The sequence below is a fragment of the Agrobacterium sp. D14 genome, assembly GCF_001526505.1.
Lineage (GTDB): Bacteria > Pseudomonadota > Alphaproteobacteria > Rhizobiales > Rhizobiaceae > Agrobacterium > Agrobacterium leguminum.
This window is the reverse complement of record NZ_ASXX01000052.1, coordinates 103,272-120,463: the sequence shown is the minus strand read 5'-3', so window position 1 is coordinate 120,463 and position 17,192 is coordinate 103,272. Positions and strand designations below refer to the sequence as shown.

Below are 17,192 nucleotides of genomic sequence, written 5' to 3'. Positions count from 1 at the left end.
GTCTCAAGTGGGAATTTGTTTCATTTTATGTCTGATTGCTTCAATTGGATTAGAAAAATAACCTAAAATGATTATGCAAGGGGATCGACATGAAATTCTTACGTAAAAAATGGAGAAGTGTCGCAGAACTGTGCCAGAGTGCGGCAGATTGTCATTTGCTGCGAAGCGCTTCACTCTTTTGATGATCACATTGCCTTGATTGGGGAGAGAGATGGCAAAAACTGCAATTTTTCGCGGCGCGGTATGTTTCGCAGTCAGCATCGCGGCGGTAACGCCCTCACTGGCGAGTGGCCTTGAGCGCGGCGGCTATAATATCGATCTGCTGTTCGATCCGTCCGATTACGTTCTCGACAGTTCCGCCACTTTCGTCGCGCCGCAGCGCAAGGTAGAGAATGCGCGCGACAATCCACTGAAGAGCGGCGGTCCGCTGCCCGGTTCCTGGTCGACCACCGCCGACGATTCTGAAAACTACTGGTCGACGCGTGTTGGCGCCAAGGCGGCCATCGGCGATTTCGGCGACTGCATGTTCGACTATTCGCAGCCCTGGGGCGCGGATTTGAACCCCGGCATCTGGCAGGGGTCGAGCTACAATATCGAAACCAAGGTCAAATCGCATAACTACGCCACCACCTGCCGCGTGAAGTTCGATCTCGGCAAGGGCGATTTCTCGATCATCGGCGGCGGCTTCTATCAGGAAGTCAGCGGTTATAAATACCGCCAGGTGATTTCCCCGACGGCGCTTGGTCCGGCTTATCCTTCCATTTATTCCGGTGTCGGCAAGCTCGATATGGAAGGCGACGGCTGGGGATGGCGCGCAGGTATCGCCTATGAGATACCGGAAATCGCTTTCCGCACGAGCCTCGTTTATAACAGCGCGGTCGATCACGATCTGAACGGTACGGTCGACCTCAGAAGCCTTCCGGCAGCCGGCAGCCCGGCTCTCATCGCTTACGGCGGCAAGGTTACCCCGGTTTACGGCTCGGTTTCCATGCCTGACAGCCTGGAACTCAAGGTGCAGTCCGGTATTGCGCCGAACTGGCTCGCTTTCGGTTCGGTCAAGTGGACGGACTGGAGCCAGATTCAGGTCGTGCCTTTCTGCCAGGTCGGTGTCCCGTCCTGTATTGCGGGCGTCACCTCGCTCACCACGCTCGATCTTTATTATCGTGACGGCTGGACGGTTACCGGCGGTATCGGCCACAAGTTCAACGACCAGTGGAGCGGCGCTGTCAGCCTGACTTGGGATCGTGGCACATCGACGGTTATCGGCACGCAGACCGATACCTGGATGGTCGGCACCCAGCTCGTTTATTCGCCCACGCCGAACGTCGAGTTCAAGATCGCCGGCGCTGTCGGCCTGCTGACCTCGGGTGAATCCTCGATCAGCGGCGGCCGCTGCAGCAACGTCGGCACCGCGACCTGCGGCGACGAGGCTGGCTATAGCTTCGGCAGCGACGTCGTGGCGGCGATCTCGACCGGCGTGAAGGTCAAGTTCTGACATCATCCTTCCGTAGATGCTAAAATAAAGGTCCGGTTTACCAACCGGGCCTTTTTTCATGCGCGACTATGATTCCTGCTCGATAAAATTTTTTAGCCCGAAAGTTTTGTGACGATTTGGCAACACTTTTCTGCAAGCGTGTGGTCGCGTTGGAATGTGAGCATATCTGTCCATTTCCCGCCACAAACAGGGTGCTTGGCTTATGTTTAGGGACGCGGGAATGGAAGAACATGCAGGCGTTTGATGTGGTGGTGCGCAAGGCCGGAAAGTGAAAACGGGTTTGGATTCAGGGTTTAAGCAAGTAATACGGGAATTTCATCCGGCTTTCTTGTTTGGCGCTGACCGGTGGACGGTGAAATGCCGTTATATTGCCGGAAATTATGCCTATATCTGTCTCACTGGAAAATTAGGGCATTTGCCGCAAAAGACCACCGGTGGTGCGCTGGAAAGTGCTGCCGGAAAGACGCAGTGTGTTCGAAAAATCGCGACCCGGCGGGGTTCGGCTTTGCAGTATTCCGCAAGTATTGGCTATATGCCGGGAAGAGTTAAGAGAAGTTCGCTGAAATGCTGAAATGTGAAGCCAACGTTTTAAAGCCGCTCCTCATGGGCATGTTGCTTGCGTCGCTCGCAATGCCTGCTGCGGCTTTTGACATCAATGCGGGCGTGACCAAGGAATCCGGCCCCTTCGACCTGTTCAAGTTCGGCTTCAAGGCCTACAAGAACGGCAACAAGGGCGAAGCCGTAGAGGCCTATCGCTACGCGGCTGAAAAGGGCCATACCGGCTCGCGCTGGGCGCTTGCCAATATGTATGCCTATGGCGATGGCGTCGCCAAGAACGACTTCGAAGCTTTCAAGATCTACAGCGAAATCGCCAGTCAGGGCGTGGAGCCGGGTTCGGACGATACCGGCTTTTTCGTCAATGCGCTGCTTTCCCTTGCCGATTATTACCGTCACGGCATTCCCGGCAGCCCGGTGAAGATGGACCTGTCGCAGGCCCGCCAGCTTTATTTCCAGGTTGCTTCCACCTTTGGCGTCGCCGAGGCGCAGTTCCGTCTGGCGGAGATGATTCTCGCTGGCGAGGGCGGCCGCGCCGATGTGCAGCAGGCCAAGAAGTGGCTCAACCAGGCCCGCAAGCACGGCCATGCCGGCGCCATGTCGATTTTCGGCAACCTGATCTTCCAGGAAGGCCAGACGACGCAGGGGCTGGCCTTCATGACGGCGGCGCTCGACAAGTGCACGGCGGCGGACTGCACCTGGATACAGAACCTGCAGGAACAGGCTTTTTCGCTCGCCGGTGAGAACGATCGCCGCGCCGCCATCGCCATGGCGCAGAACATGCAGTTCAACGATCCGGATTAAGAATGGGCCGGATTGAGAATGGCGATCGAGGCGGCTTCTTCCGTCTGATCGAAGCCGGTCAGCTGATCGGACTGAAATCGAAATAACCGCAGACCGGCACATGGTCGGACGGTTTTTCCCAGGCCCGTACACGTTTTTCGATGCTGACGGATTGCAGCCTGTCGGCAGCTTCGGCCGACAGCATCAGATGATCGATGCGGATGCCATTGTTTTTCGGCCATGCCCCGGCCTGATAATCCCAGAAGGAATAAAGTCCTGCTTCATCCGTCGTCGCACGCGCGGCATCGGTGAAACCCAGATTCTCCAGCCTGCGGAAGGCTGCGCGTGTTTTCGGCAGGAACAGGGCGTCGCCCTCCCAGACACGGGGGTCGTGGCAATCGAAGGGTTCGGGAATGACGTTATAGTCGCCCGCAAGGATCAGCGGCTCCTCGAGCGCGAGGCGATCTTCGGCAAAATGCCGCAGCCGTTCCATCCAGGCAAGCTTGTAGGGATATTTCACTGGATCGTCAGGCGGATTGCCGTTCGGCAGGTAAAGCGAGCAGACGCGGATCGCGCCGCCATCGACGGAAAACACGCCTTCGATGAAACGCGCCTGTTCATCGGCATCGTCACCCGGCAGGCCGCGATTGACCTCGTCGGGCTTGACCTTCGAGAGCAGGGCGACACCGTTGAAGCCCTTCTGGCCATGGGTCTCGACATGATAGCCGAGCGCCTCCAGCTCCAGCCGGGGAAAACCCTCGTCGACCGATTTGATTTCCTGAAGGCAGACGATATCGGGCGATGAATCCTTCAGCCACTGGCAGAGGTTTTCGATACGCGCCTTGACGCCGTTGATGTTCCAGGTGGCAATCTTCATCGGAGTTTCCCTTTTGCGAGGGTACTTTTACCCGATGCAAAAGCGATTGCCACCGTTTTTGGAAATTGATGGTGCGGATGTGGTGGAAAGACGCCGGACGGGCAGGGTCGCTGCGTTTTTCCTCCCTCATTCCTGTGCTTGTCACAGGAATCCAGCCAGCCCAAGTCTTTGGGCTGAAAGGACTCTTCCCGCCGCGCAGACGCGCGTCGACTGGATTCCTGTGACAAGCACAGGAATGAGGAGAGAAGAGAGATGCGAGTTACTTCAAAGCTTGGTGACTGGCGTGCGGATTGCACGCCGGTATTTCCCACTCAAATAGAAAAGCTGGTGCCACAGCCGCAGCTTGCCACCGCATTCGGGTTCTTGATCTGGAAGGACTGGCCGAGCAGATTGTCGACGAAGTCGATTTCGGAGCCGGCCATATAGACGACCGAGAGGCTGTCGATCAGCACCTTGGCGTCGCCGCGGGCAATCACGATGTCGTCATCGGCTTTGTCTTCGGCCAGATCGAACTTGTAGGAGAAGCCCGAGCAGCCGCCGCCTTCCACCGAGACGCGCAGCGCCTGTTTGCCGGCTTCGGCCGCGACGATCTGGGCGATTCGCTTCGCCGCAGCTTCAGAAAGGGTAATGTCGCTGTTTTCCATGTCGTTTCTCCTGCCGGGGTCAAGAACCGGAGAGCAATAATCTCGTTGTCACCATTATAAACCGGTCAAATTACCGGTCTATAGCCTGTGTGAAGACGGTCAACGCGGCGATGATGCTTTGCGCCGACCTCTGCGATAGGTATGAAGGGTGAATGAAAAGGTCAATGGCCGAGACCAAAAGGAAGTCCCGGCTGGAGAAGACAACAGGTGGATGCATGATCATAGACCAGCGCGCATTGGGTTTCGGAAGCGGCGAGAGGGCGGTTTTCGCCTCGGATCCATGGACCACGCGCGGGCGTCTTTTTCCCGAAACCGGAAGCCTGACGCGCTCGGAGTTTCAGCGCGACCGCGACCGCATCGTCCACACGACGGCCTTTCGCCGCCTGAAGCACAAGACGCAGGTGTTCATCAGCCCTGACGGCGACCATTATCGTACGCGTCTCACCCACACCATCGAGGTGGCGCAGATCGCCCGGGCGCTCGCCCGCGCGCTGAAGCTCGATGAGGATCTGGCCGAAGGCGTGGCGCTGGTGCATGATTTCGGTCACACGCCCTTCGGCCATACGGGCGAGGATGCGCTGGATGCGGTGCTGCTGCCCTATGGCGGCTTCGATCATAACGCCCAGTCGCTGCGCATCGTCACCAAGCTGGAGCGCCGTTATGCCGAATATGACGGCATCAACCTGACCTGGGAGACGCTCGAAGGGCTGGTCAAGCACAATGGCCCGCTGGTCAATGCCAAGGGCGAGGGGATCAAGGGACCGGTTCCGCTGCCCATCCTCGAATATTGCGAGCTGCAGGATCTGGAAATCGGCAGCTATGCCAGCCTCGAGGCGCAGGTGGCGGCGATTGCCGATGACATCGCCTATAATACCCACGACATCGATGACGGGTTGCGTGCCGGTTATCTCACCTTCGAGATGCTGGAGGAAGTGCCGTTCCTCGGCGGCCTGATGGCCGAGGTGCGGGCGAAGTATCCGGTGCTCGACAAGGAGCGCTTCGCCAATGAGATCATGCGCCGGCAGATCACCCATATGGTGGAAGATGTGATCGGCGTTGCGCAGCAGAATCTCGCCCGCCTGAAGCCGAAAAGTGCGGCGGATATCCGCGCTGCCGATTTCACCGTTGCGACCTTCTCGCCGGAAATGGCCGAGACCGACCGGCAGATCAAGAAACTGCTGTTCGGCCATATCTACCGGCATCCGGAAATCATGCGCATCCGCGCCGGCGCGACACAGATCGTCACCGATCTTTTCCACCGTTATATGGAAACGCCGGCGGAAATGCAGAGCCACTACTGGGTGGACAGCATTTCCGGCATGAGCGTGGCCGCAAAAGCCCGGCATGTGGGCGACTATCTGGCCGGCATGACCGACAGTTATGCACTGCGCGCCCACCAGCGGCTGTTTGACCACACCCCCGATTTGCGATAGGGCAGCGGGCGATCGCGAAGCCGACCCGGTTAAAAGGCCGGATATAAACAGAAGCCCTTCGCGCAGGTTGGAACGATGAACATTTTTGCCGATTTCGATACCAGGATCAAAAACGCGCTCGAGACCCTTGATCTCGTGAAAGAGAACCGCGAAAAGGTCGATTTCAGTCGAATTACCGTCGAATCCCCGCGCGATCTCAGCCACGGCGATGTCGCAACCAATGCCGCCATGGTGCTGGCCAAGCCGCTCGGCACCAATCCGCGCGCGCTGGCAGAACTCATCGTGCCGGCTCTTCAGGCCGATGGCGATGTGGACAGCGTCAATGTTGCCGGTCCGGGCTTCATCAATCTCAAGGTTTCCGTCGGTTACTGGCAGCGTCTGCTGGCCGACATGATCGGGCAGGGCGTCGATTTCGGCCGCTCCACCATCGGTGCGGGCCAGAAGATCAACGTCGAATATGTTTCCGCCAATCCGACAGGCCCGATGCATGTCGGCCATTGCCGTGGCGCCGTCGTCGGCGACACGCTGGCGAACCTGCTCGCTTTTGCCGGTTATGGCGTCACCAAGGAATATTACATCAACGATGCCGGCTCGCAGATCGATGTGCTGGCCCGTTCGGTGTTCCTGCGTTACCGCGAGGCGCTCGGCGAAGATATCGGTACCATTCCGTCCGGCCTTTATCCCGGCGACTATCTCGTTCCCGTCGGCCAGGCGCTGGCGGATGAATATGGCATCAAGCTGCGCGCCATGCCCGAGGAAAAGTGGATGCCGATCGTCAAGGACAAGGCGATCGACGCGATGATGGCGATGATCCGCGAGGATCTGGCGCTGCTCAACGTCCGGCACGACGTGTTCTTCTCGGAGCGCACGCTGCATGAGGGCAATGGCGGGCCGATCCTCTCGGCCATCAACGATCTCACATTCAAGGGCCATGTCTACAAGGGCACCCTGCCGCCGCCGAAGGGCGAATTGCCGGAAGACTGGGAAGACCGCGAACAGACGCTGTTCCGCTCGACGGAAGTGGGCGACGACATGGACCGTGCGCTGATGAAGTCGGACGGTTCCTACACCTATTTCGCCGCCGACGTTGCTTATTTCAAGAACAAGTTCGACCGTGGTTTCTCCGAGATGATCTATGTGCTCGGCGCCGACCATGGCGGTTACGTGAAGCGGCTGGAAGCGGTCGCGCGCGCCGTCTCCGAAGGCAAGTCGAAACTGACCGTACTTCTGTGCCAGCTCGTCAAGCTGTTCCGTGACGGCGAGCCGGTGAAGATGTCGAAGCGCTCCGGCGACTTCGTCACGCTGCGCGATGTTGTCGACGAAGTGGGTCGCGATCCGGTGCGATTCATGATGCTTTATCGGAAGAATTCCGAGCCGCTGGACTTCGATTTCGCGAAAGTGACCGAACAATCGAAGGATAATCCGGTTTTTTACGTGCAATATGCCCATGCCCGCTCCATGTCGATCTTCCGGCAGGCGCAGGAAGCGTTTCCGGGGCTTTCTCCTTCGGCTGAGGAGATGGCGGCCTCTGTTGCTTTGATTAGCGATATCAATGAGTTGCAGCTGGTTGCAAAGCTTGCGGAATATCCGCGCCTGATCGAATCGGCGGCCCTTTCGCACGAGCCGCACCGGCTTGCTTTTTACCTCTACGATCTCGCCAGTTCCTTCCATGGACACTGGAACAAGGGTAAAGACCAGCCGGAATTACGTTTTATTAACGATAAAAACCGAGAATTGAGCATTGCCAGACTTGGGCTGGTGAATGCTGTCGCAAATGTTTTGAGGTCCGGCCTTACGCTTTTAGGAGCGGACGCACCTGCTGAAATGCGATAACATATCACCATTATTTGCTCACAATACGCTGGCAAGTGCTGCAATGCGTAGATGGTGGAACACGTAATGGTCGAAAAAAATGTCGCGTATAACCGGGACGCCCGGTCCGAAGGGTTCGCTGACAACGATCCTCTGGCAGAACTGGCGCGTATCGTCGGCTTCGAAGATCGTCCTTCGCATGCGGGTTCCGAGGCTGCGCCATCGGTGACCCGCCGCGAGCCCGAATTCAATCTCGAAGATGAGCTTCTGAGGGAATTCGAGGTTTACGACGCACCGCACGCCGATCCGGTCGTTCTTGATCCGGCAAACGATGTCCGTGCGGGCATCCACCCCAACGATTTCATGCAGCGTGTCGAATCGGTTTTCGCCCGCCGCGAGCCCGAGCTTGCACCGGCGGACGAACCCGCGCCCGTGGCCGCATCCGCACCGGAGGTGAGGGAAGAGCCGCTTCCGGAAGTCGATCAGGCCTATATTCACAACTATGTCGAAACGACCACGCAGGATATTCGCGCGGATTTCCGCGACGATGCCTCCGCGGTGGCGGAAGTTTTCGATGTGCATTCGCGCCAATCGCGTCCCGCCGAGCCGATGGTTTGCCAGCCCGCCGCCCAGCAGGTTGCATGGGAAGAACCGCAGGCCGCAGAACCCGCAGAGCCAGAATGGCACACGATGCCGGAGCTTCCGGCCGATGTTTCGAGCAACATTCACGCCGATGTTCATTCCTATGCGCCGGAGCCGCAGGCTTTCGATCTCGCCGATGAGGTGGAAATAGCCGTCGCCGAGGAGGCGCCCGCACCGGTTTCCGTGCGTCCGCCGTCGCATGGCGGCCGTTCCTCGCTGGAATTTTCCAGCCTGCGGCTGCCGCTTGCCAATTTCGGCGCGCGCCGGGATGTGTCTGCCGCCGATCCGAAGCGGGTCGAGCCGCGTTCCGAACAGCAGCCTGCCGCGGCCCGTATTGAGCCCCAGGTCGAGCCCGCACCTGCCGTCGTGCAGGCGGAAGAGACCGCGCCGTCCTATATGCCTCCGGTCGCCGAGACCTTTGCGCCTGCCGCAGAGCCTCTGGCGTTCGAGGCTGCCGAGAAGCCGGCAGCGAAACATCTCTCGCCGATGGACGAGCTGATTTACGACGTCGCGAAATATTCCATTCCCGGTCGCGGCGAAACACCGCTGGTTCAGGACGTTCCCGCTGCGCAGGCTGCGAAGGTGGAGCCGCCCGTGGTTGCCGCTGCGCCGGTGAAGGCAGCGCCGATTGTCGCTGCCGCGCCCGCAGCACCCGCTGAGGAGCTTGATTTCACGGATTTCGCCGGCTTCAACGATGATGATTTCGAGCTTGCGCTCGACGATCTCGATCTTGATCTGGACCTGTCTGAAATCGCCGAGGCGGAAGTTGCGCCTGCGCCCGCACCGCAGCCCGTTCGCCAGCCGCCGGCCGCTCCGGTTGCCGCTGCTGCCGTTGCGCCGCAGCCGGTGAGGGAACAGCCGGCACCTCAGCCGCGCCCGGCTCCCGTTGCCGTTGCCGCACCCGTGGCCGCTGCTGCGGTTCAGCCGCGTCCGGCCGCCGCAGCACCGCAGCCGGCCGCGCCGCAGACGCTGGAAAGCCTGCCTTTCGATCCTTCGCAGATCGGCGAGACGGAAGAACATCCGGAAAACATCGTCGAGATGGACGTGCCGGAACTGCCGGTCGGGGTTTTCGAACCCAAGCCGGCCGCGCGCCGCCACGAGGAAGAACTCGATATCGATACCGAGCTTGCGACGCTGTTTGCGCCCGCGGTTGCCGGCGGTCTCGACCGTCATAAACATGCGGAAAACCGTGGCGCCGCCCAGGCGCGTCCCGCGCAGGCTCCGGAAGAGGCCGACGAATTCGAACGGGCGCTGGAAGAGGATTTCCGCCGCTCCATGCAGGAGGCTGCGGCTTCCCGTGGCAGCGCCCCGCGCGATGCCGAAAACACCTATGTCGACCATCAGGCGGCCTATCGTGAGGAAGATGAACGCGGCGGTCGCCGCTGGATCATGCCGGTTGCCGCTGCAATCGGTCTGGTGCTGATCGGTGGCGGCGTTTACGCGCTGGTCTCCGGCGGTTCGTCCAGCACCGGTTCCAATGGCGCGCCGGTCATCATCTCCGCCGATAACGATCCGATGAAGGTCGTGCCGGAAAATCCGGGCGGTCGCGTTGTGCCGAACCAGGACAAGGCGGTTTATGACCGCGTAGCCGGTGGCAGCGCTGCCGACCCGAAGCAGCCGGCGCTGATTTCCAGCAACGAGCAGCCGGTGGATGTGGTTCAGCGCACGCTGATCCCCGAACAGTTGCCGCTGGAAGGCGAAAACGACGCGGATGTGGAAGCCGCCGGCACGCCGGTTGGCGAAACCGAGGATCCGCGCCTGCTTTCGCCGGAAGAAAAGGCCGCACAGACCGAAGGTTCGGCTGCAACCGGCGTTTCGCCGCGCAAGGTTCGCACCATGATCGTCAAGCCTGACGGCACGCTGGTTGCCCAGGAAGTCGAGGTACCGGCAGCCCAGCCGCCGAAGGCCGACAAGGTCGAGGAGCTTGCAGCACCGCAGACCGCCAAGCCCGGTGAGGGCGCTCCCGCCGTCATCGCCGCATCGCGGGTTCCGGTCGCGCCGGAACAGGCTCAGCCGCAGGCAAATACGCCTGCCGTCGCTGCCAAGCCGGCAGCGCAATCGGCAGCACCGCTTCCTGCGGCGCGTCCGTCCTCGCAGCCCGCCAATGTGGTGGCAACGGTGACCAACCAGGGCAATGTTCGCCCCGCGACAGCTCCGGCGCAGCCGCAGGCCGCGCAGCAGCAGACGGCAGCCGCGACGCCTGCAGCGACCAGCACGCCTTCCCCCGGTGGCTACTACATCCAGATCGCCTCGCTGCCGAGCCAGGCGGAAGCCCAGAAGTCCTACCAGAACATGTCGGCCAAGTTCGGCTCGGTCATCGGTGGACGCGGCGTCGATATCAAGGCCGCCGAAATCGCCGGCAAGGGCACGTTCTACCGCGTCCGCATCCCGGCGGGTGACAAGAATGAAGCCGTGGCGCTGTGCGAAAAGTTCCGCTCGGCCGGCGGTAGCTGCCTCGTGGCGCGGTGATAGAGACGCGCCGGGGGTAGTGCTCCGGCGCTGATTGTCTAACAACAGTGACGGAGCACCTAACCTCCGTCATGCCGGACTTGATCCGGCATCCAGCCACGGCGCGTCTGCGCCGTGAAACGAGTCTTACGCGATCAAGGACTTGATCGCGCTGGACCCCGGCTCGGAGGCCGGGGTGACGGACGGTAAACGTCGCCGCCCCGGCATTGGCCGAGGAGCAGGCAAAGTTCTTCCCATCTATTCTGTAACAGGCGTGACACCATGACCGATTGCAAAGCTATGATCCTCGGATGCAGCGGGCTTTCGCTGACTGCCGACGAGATTGCTCTTTACCGCGATGAGCAGCCGTGGGGCTTCATCCTGTTCGGGCGCAACATTGGCGAGCCGCAGCAGATCACCGATCTCGTCGCCGCCATGCGCGATGCCGTCGGGCGGCCAGATGCGCCGGTGCTGATCGATCAGGAGGGCGGGCGCGTGCAGCGTATCAAGCCGCCGATCCTGCAGGCCTATCCGAACGCCCGCATTCTCGGCGAAATCTATGAGCGCGACCGGGGGGCGGGTCTGCGTGCTGCCTGGTTGATGTCGCGCCTGCATGCTTTCGACCTTATGAAATTTGGCATCAATGTCGATTGCCTGCCGGTGCTCGATGTGCCGGTGGAAGGCGCCAGCAATGTCATCGGCAACCGCGCCTATGGCTATACCCCGACCATGGTGGCCGAGATGGGGCAGGCGGCGGCCGACGGGCTGAAGGCGGGCGGCATGCTGCCTGTCATGAAACATATGCCGGGCCATGGCCGTGGCATGGTGGATTCGCACCATGAGCTGCCGGTCGTCGATGTGCCGCTCGATGAGCTGGACGCCCATGATTTCGTGCCGTTCCGGGCGCTGAACCGTGAATTGATGGCGATGAGCGCGCATCTGGTGTTCAACGCCGTCGACCGCGAACGGCCGGCGACGACCTCGCCGAAGGTGATCGAGGAAATCATTCGCGGCCGGATCGGATTTGACGGCTTGCTGATGTCCGACGACAGTTCCATGAATGCGCTGAAGGGCACGCTCGGTGAAAGAGCTGCGAATATTGTTGCGGGCGGCTGCGATATAGTCTTGCATTGCAACGGTGTGATGGGTGAAATGCTTGAGGTCGTGAAGGAGGTTCCCGTTCTTTCCGGCCGTTCGCTGGAGCGGGTGCGGGCCGTGGAAGCGGGTTTCCCCGTTGCGGACCCTTCCGACGAAGCGGAGCTGAGAGCCGAATTCAACGCCATGTGGGCCGTTTCCTGACAGTCGGGCGGCGGCCCGTTACTCGGGACGACAGGCCGGACGCCCGGCGGATGGAACAATGGCCGCAGACAAGTCTCGCAATTCAACACCGATGGACAAGCTCTGGCAGGATGTGACGCCGGAGCGGCTGACGGGCGAGGCCGGGCTGGTCATCGATGTCGCGGGTTTCGAAGGCCCGCTCGATCTGCTGCTGCATCTTGCCCGCACGCAGAAGGTCGATCTGTCGCGCATTTCGGTGCTGGCGCTTGCCGAACAATATCTGCAATTCGTGGAAAGCGCGCGCCGCGTGCGCATCGAGCTTGCGGCCGATTATCTCGTCATGGCGGCGTGGCTTGCCTTCCTCAAATCCAAGCTCCTCATTCCGCAGCAATCGAAGGATGACGGTCCCTCGGGCGAGGAAATGGCCGCGACGCTCGCTTTCCGGCTGAAACGCCTGGAAGCGATGCGCGAGGCGGCGGAACGCCTTGTCAACCGCGCCCAGCTCGGCCGCGATGTTTTTGCCCGTGGCGCGCCGGAGCATATTCCCCATATCAACCGCTCGGCCTATGAGGCGAACCTCTACGATCTCCTGAGCGCCTATGCCAATCTGCGGCAGCGGCAGGCGATTACCCAGGTCACCATTGAAAAACGGCAGGTCTGGTCGCTTGTCGAGGCGCGTGAGCTTCTGACCCATCTTCTCGGCGATGTCGGGGAATGGACCGTGCTCGATCAGTATCTGCTGCAATATGTGCCCGATCCCGCCATGCGGGTGACGGCGATTGCCAGCGCCTTTGCCGCTTCGCTGGAGCTGGTGCGCGAGGGCTCGCTGCAAATCCGGCAGGAAGGCGCTTTCCAGCCCATTTATATGCGTAAGGGTGGACGAGACGACCGTGCGGTGAATGCCGAAAGGACTGACAATGATGAATGACGATGAAACCGCCGAGGCCACCATCGCGGCCGACGGGGGCGAGCCCGAACCCACGGTATTTTCCGAGCGCCAGCTGAGGGAGGCCGAGCGGATCGCCGAGGCCCTGGTCTTTGCCTCGTCCGAGCCGGTTTCCGTGGCTTTCATCGCCGAGCGCCTGCCGCGCGGCATGGATGTCGTCGCGATTCTCCAGCATCTCAAGGTTCTTTATGCGGAGCGGGGCGTCAATCTCGTGCAGGTGGGTGGGCAATGGGCCTTCCGCACCGCCGGCGATCTCTCCTTCGTCATCCGCGCCGAGGAAAAGGAGCCGAAGAAGCTGTCGCGCGCGGCGCTGGAAGTTCTGGCGATTATCGCATATCATCAACCGGTGACACGCGCCGAAATCGAGGAAATCCGCGGCGTGCAGACCTCGCGCGGCACGCTCGACGTGCTGATGGAGGCGGGCTGGGTCAGGTTCCGTGGCCGCAGGCGCACACCCGGCAGGCCGGTGACGATCGGCACCACGGTGGAGTTTCTCGACCATTTCGGCCTTGAGGAATTGCGCGATCTGCCGGGCCTCGAGGAGCTTAAGGGGGCAGGGCTGCTTTCGGGCCGCATTCCCTCCAATTTCGGCGTTCCTCTGCCGATGATGAGCGACGAATTGCGTGAGGACGAAGACCCGATCACGCAGCTCGATCTCGAGGAACTGGGCCTGCTTGCGCCGGGCGGCGGCGATGGCGACGACTGATATTGCCATCCTGTTGGCGGGGCCACGAAAACTTTATGCGCACTCGCTGTCGAAGCGGCGATTTGTCGTTTGAAAAAGCCTTTCAAACGTCTTACATCGTCTGAAAGCGAAATTCAGGAGTTTCAGTTATGGGTTCTTTTAGTGTGTGGCATTGGCTCATCGTGCTGGTGATCGTTCTCGTCCTCTTCGGACGCGGCAAGATCCCGGAATTGATGGGCGATGTCGCAAAGGGCATCAAGAGCTTCAAGAAGGGCATGGCTGACGAAGACCAGACGCCGCCGCCGGCCGATGCCAACACGAAGACCGTCGACCACAAGGCTGACGAGATCAAGTAAGCGGCCTGTCGCCGCTTGGTGTGGGACTGGCGCTAGAGCGCCGTGCGTTCTTTCGGACGCACAAGGACGCTCTACCACTTGTATGTTGCGCATCGTTCCGGTCGAAAATCGATTCCGATTTTCGGGGCCGATGCGCTAGGGTCTCGGGAGCATATTGATGTTAGATATCGGCTGGAGCGAGCTTCTGGTGATTGCGGTCGTGTTGATCGTGGTCGTCGGGCCGAAGGACTTGCCGCCCATGATCCGCGCTTTCGGCAAGACGATGGCCGGCCTTCGCAAGATGGCGGGGGATTTCCGCACCCAGTTCGACGAGGCCCTCAAAGAGGCCGACATGGACGATGTGCGCCAGACCATCTCCGATGTCCGCAATCTCAACCCCACCAACTCGCTGCGCGATGCGATGAACCCGCTTCGCCAGCTTGGCAATGAGATCAAGTCCGATCTGCAGAAGGCGACCACCCCGCCGGACGGCCTGTCTTCCACCCCAGCGCCCGTCACAAGCGAGCCGGTTGCGCCGCTGGTGAGCGTGCCTGAGCCGGAGATGAAGCTGCCGGATGCGCCGCCTGTTGTCGCCGTATCCGCCGCGCCGGTTGCCGCAGCCGTCGCTGCGGAGGAGAAGCCGAAGCGCGCGCGGGCGAAATCGATTGCGACCGTGGAAGTCGAAGCGGTTGCCGCCAAGCCCAAACGCGCCGCCCGCAGCAAGGCCGCAGCGGCAACGCCCGAAACCGCTCCGGCGACGAAAACCGCCGCGAAAACCAGTGAGCCCGCCGTTTCGAAGCCCGCTGTTTCCAATCCCACCGTGAAGGCCGTCGCCAAAAAGGCTGCCGTCAGGAAGGCTGCCGCAGACAAGGCGGTCGTGGCCGAGACCAAGCCGGCGAAAACGGCAAAAACCAAGGCCGCAAAGCCCAAAAAGGATGAAGCATGAGCGGGGATATCGAGGACAAGCCGCAGCCGCTCATCGAGCATCTCATGGAGTTGCGCACGCGGCTGATCTGGGCGCTCGGCGCGTTCTTCGTCGCCTTCATCGCCTGTTTCGCCGTTGCCAAGCACCTGTTCAACCTGCTTGTCATTCCTTACAAATGGGCGGTTCTCTGGGCAGGCCTCGATGTCACGAAATCGTCGCTGATCTATACCGCGCCGCAGGAATTCTTCTTCACGCAGATCAAGGTCGCCATGTTCGGCGCGATGGTGATCTCGTTTCCGGTGGTCGCCTCGCAGCTCTATAAATTCGTGGCGCCCGGTCTCTACAAGAACGAACGGGCGGCTTTCCTGCCGTTCCTCATCGCGTCGCCGATCCTTTTCCTCATCGGTGCGGCGCTCGTTTATTTCTTCTTCACGCCCATGGTCATGTGGTTCTTCCTCGCCATGCAGCAATTGCCCGAGGATGGCGAGGTGGCGATTTCGCTGATGCCGAAGGTGTCGGAATATCTCAGCCTCATCATGACGCTGGTTCTCTCCTTCGGTCTGGTGTTCCAGCTGCCTGTCGTCACCACGCTTCTGGCGCGCGTCGGGCTTTTGACCAGCGACTGGCTGCGGGAAAAGCGCAAGTTCGCGATTGTCCTCGCCTTCGTGGTCGCCGCCGTGCTGACGCCGCCGGATCCCATGTCCCAGATCGGTCTTGCGCTGCCTGCGATCATTCTCTACGAGATTTCCATCTACATGGCTCGACTCGTGGAGAGGAAACGTGCGGCGGAATCCAAAAGCACGGAGCTGGAGGAGACCTGACATTCTTGAAGGTCTCGCCGCTCACGACATTTCCTCGCGCCGGGCTCATGCCCGGCGTTTTGCTGTAAAACGCGACGATGCAACAACGGTCTGGAACGACGATGCACGACATTAAATGGATACGCGAAAACCCCGAAGCTTTCGATGCGGCGCTTGCGCGCCGTGGCGCGGAGCCCGCCGCCAGCGGCCTGATCGCGCTCGATGAAAAGCGCCGTTCCGTCATCCAGTCCCTGCAGGACATGCAATCGCGCCGCAACGCCGCCTCCAAGGAAATCGGCGCCGCCATGGCGCAGAAGAACATGGAGCTTGCCGAAAAACTCAAGGCGGAAGTCGCCGATCTCAAGGACAACATGCCGCGCGCGGAGGAGGAAGACCGTCAGGTCACCGCCGAGCTCAACGATGCCCTGTCGCGCCTGCCCAACATGCCCTTCGACGACGTGCCCGACGGCAATGACGAGCATGACAATGTGGTGGCCCGCGTGGTCGGCCAGAAGCCCGGCTGGAACCATGAGGCCAGGGAACACTTCGATATCGGCGAAGCGCTCGGCTATATGGATTTCGAGCGCGCCGCCAAGCTTTCCGGTGCGCGCTTCACCGTGCTGACCAGCCAGCTCGCGCGTCTGGAACGGGCGCTCGGCCAGTTCATGATCGACCTGCACACCGGCGAGCACGGTTATACCGAAGTGTCTTCGCCGCTGATGGTGCGCGACGAGGCGATGTTCGGCACCGGCCAATTGCCGAAATTCACCGAGGACCTGTTCAGGACCACGGATGGCCGCTGGCTGATCCCGACGGCGGAAGTGACGCTGACCAACCTCGTCTCCGGTGAAATTCTCGATCAGGAGAAGTTGCCGCTGCGCTTCACGGCGCTGACGCCGTCCTTCCGTTCGGAAGCGGGCTCGGCCGGTCGCGACACGCGCGGCATGCTGCGCCAGCACCAGTTCTGGAAGTGCGAACTCGTCTCCATCACCGATGCGGAAAGCGCCGTTGCCGAACATGAGCGCATGACGGCCTGCGCCGAAGAGGTGCTGAAACGCCTTGGCCTGCATTTCCGCACCATGACGCTCTGCACCGGCGACATGGGCTTCAGCGCCCGCAAGACCTACGATCTGGAAGTGTGGCTGCCCGGCCAGAACACCTATCGCGAAATTTCGTCCTGCTCGGTCTGCGGCGATTTCCAGGCGCGGCGCATGAATGCGCGCTATCGCGGCAAGGACGACAAGGCGACGAAGTTCGTGCACACGCTGAACGGCTCCGGCACGGCCGTCGGCCGCTGCCTGATTGCGGTTCTCGAAAATTATCTGAACGAGGACGGTTCCGTCACAATTCCAGACGTGCTGCTGCCCTATATGGGCGGTCTGAAGCGGATTGAGAAAGCGGCCTGATTGTTCGTCTGCTAAGGGCGCGGCCGTCATTCCGGCCTTGAGCCGGAATCCAGCCAGCCCAAGTCCTTGGGCTGAAAAAGACTCTTCCCGCCGCGCAGACGCGCGTCGACTGGATTCCGGCTCAAGGC

General features: G+C 60.9%; 14 protein-coding genes. 12 read left to right on the top strand and 2 right to left on the bottom strand.

What is annotated here, in order from left to right:
• Positions 1-211 precede the first annotated feature (211 nt).
• Entirely contained in the window at positions 212-1,495 is a 1,284-nt protein-coding gene (locus L901_RS21750) for an outer membrane protein transport protein (RefSeq protein WP_059760211.1), read from the top strand.
• A gap of 564 nt (positions 1,496-2,059) precedes the next feature.
• Positions 2,060-2,854: an exopolysaccharide production regulator ExoR gene (exoR, locus tag L901_RS21745; protein WP_059760209.1), complete on the top strand. Its 795-nt coding sequence runs from the start codon at positions 2,060-2,062 to the stop codon at positions 2,852-2,854.
• 58 nt (positions 2,855-2,912) lie between these two features.
• Here the strand turns inward: exoR and xth are convergent, their stop codons facing one another.
• Positions 2,913-3,710, bottom strand: coding sequence for an exodeoxyribonuclease III (gene xth, locus L901_RS21740; RefSeq protein ID WP_059760207.1), 798 nt, complete (start codon positions 3,708-3,710; stop codon positions 2,913-2,915).
• Positions 3,711-4,021: 311 nt separating this feature from the next.
• Positions 4,022-4,354: an iron-sulfur cluster insertion protein ErpA gene (erpA, locus tag L901_RS21735; protein ID WP_020811519.1), complete on the bottom strand. Its 333-nt coding sequence runs from the start codon at positions 4,352-4,354 to the stop codon at positions 4,022-4,024.
• 215 nt (positions 4,355-4,569) lie between these two features.
• On the opposite strand from erpA, the gene L901_RS21730 reads away from it, so the two are divergent.
• From L901_RS21730 to serS, 10 genes are all read left to right on the top strand, one after another.
• Complete coding sequence (locus L901_RS21730; protein ID WP_059760463.1) at positions 4,570-5,787, top strand: deoxyguanosinetriphosphate triphosphohydrolase; 1,218 nt, start codon at positions 4,570-4,572, stop codon at positions 5,785-5,787.
• A 75-nt stretch (positions 5,788-5,862) separates the two neighbouring features.
• The gene (argS, locus tag L901_RS21725) at positions 5,863-7,620 is read left to right on the top strand and encodes an arginine--tRNA ligase (protein ID WP_003522720.1); all 1,758 of its coding nucleotides are present in this window, start codon (positions 5,863-5,865) and stop codon (positions 7,618-7,620) included.
• 66 nt (positions 7,621-7,686) lie between these two features.
• Positions 7,687-10,710: an SPOR domain-containing protein gene (locus L901_RS21720; RefSeq protein ID WP_059760205.1), complete on the top strand. Its 3,024-nt coding sequence runs from the start codon at positions 7,687-7,689 to the stop codon at positions 10,708-10,710.
• Between the two features lie 261 nt (positions 10,711-10,971).
• The gene (gene nagZ, locus L901_RS21715) at positions 10,972-11,988 is read left to right on the top strand and encodes a beta-N-acetylhexosaminidase (RefSeq protein ID WP_020811354.1); all 1,017 of its coding nucleotides are present in this window, start codon (positions 10,972-10,974) and stop codon (positions 11,986-11,988) included.
• A gap of 58 nt (positions 11,989-12,046) precedes the next feature.
• Entirely contained in the window at positions 12,047-12,895 is an 849-nt protein-coding gene (locus L901_RS21710) for a ScpA family protein (RefSeq protein WP_003522723.1), read from the top strand.
• On the top strand, positions 12,885-13,619 hold the full coding sequence (gene scpB, locus L901_RS21705; RefSeq protein WP_059760204.1) for an SMC-Scp complex subunit ScpB: 735 nt from the start codon (positions 12,885-12,887) through the stop codon (positions 13,617-13,619). The genes L901_RS21710 and scpB overlap by 11 nt, the downstream gene beginning before the upstream one ends.
• A 128-nt stretch (positions 13,620-13,747) precedes the next feature.
• Positions 13,748-13,954, top strand: a complete 207-nt coding sequence (locus tag L901_RS21700) for a twin-arginine translocase TatA/TatE family subunit (RefSeq protein ID WP_003509722.1) — start codon at positions 13,748-13,750, stop codon at positions 13,952-13,954.
• A gap of 157 nt (positions 13,955-14,111) precedes the next feature.
• Complete coding sequence (gene tatB / locus L901_RS21695; RefSeq protein WP_059760202.1) at positions 14,112-14,879, top strand: Sec-independent protein translocase protein TatB; 768 nt, start codon at positions 14,112-14,114, stop codon at positions 14,877-14,879.
• Positions 14,876-15,679, top strand: coding sequence for a twin-arginine translocase subunit TatC (gene tatC, locus L901_RS21690; RefSeq protein ID WP_003522727.1), 804 nt, complete (start codon positions 14,876-14,878; stop codon positions 15,677-15,679). Before tatB ends, tatC begins: the two co-directional genes overlap by 4 nt.
• Positions 15,680-15,780: 101 nt before the next feature.
• On the top strand, positions 15,781-17,064 hold the full coding sequence (gene serS / locus L901_RS21685) for a serine--tRNA ligase (RefSeq protein WP_059760200.1): 1,284 nt from the start codon (positions 15,781-15,783) through the stop codon (positions 17,062-17,064).
• Positions 17,065-17,192: the final 128 nt, after the last annotated feature.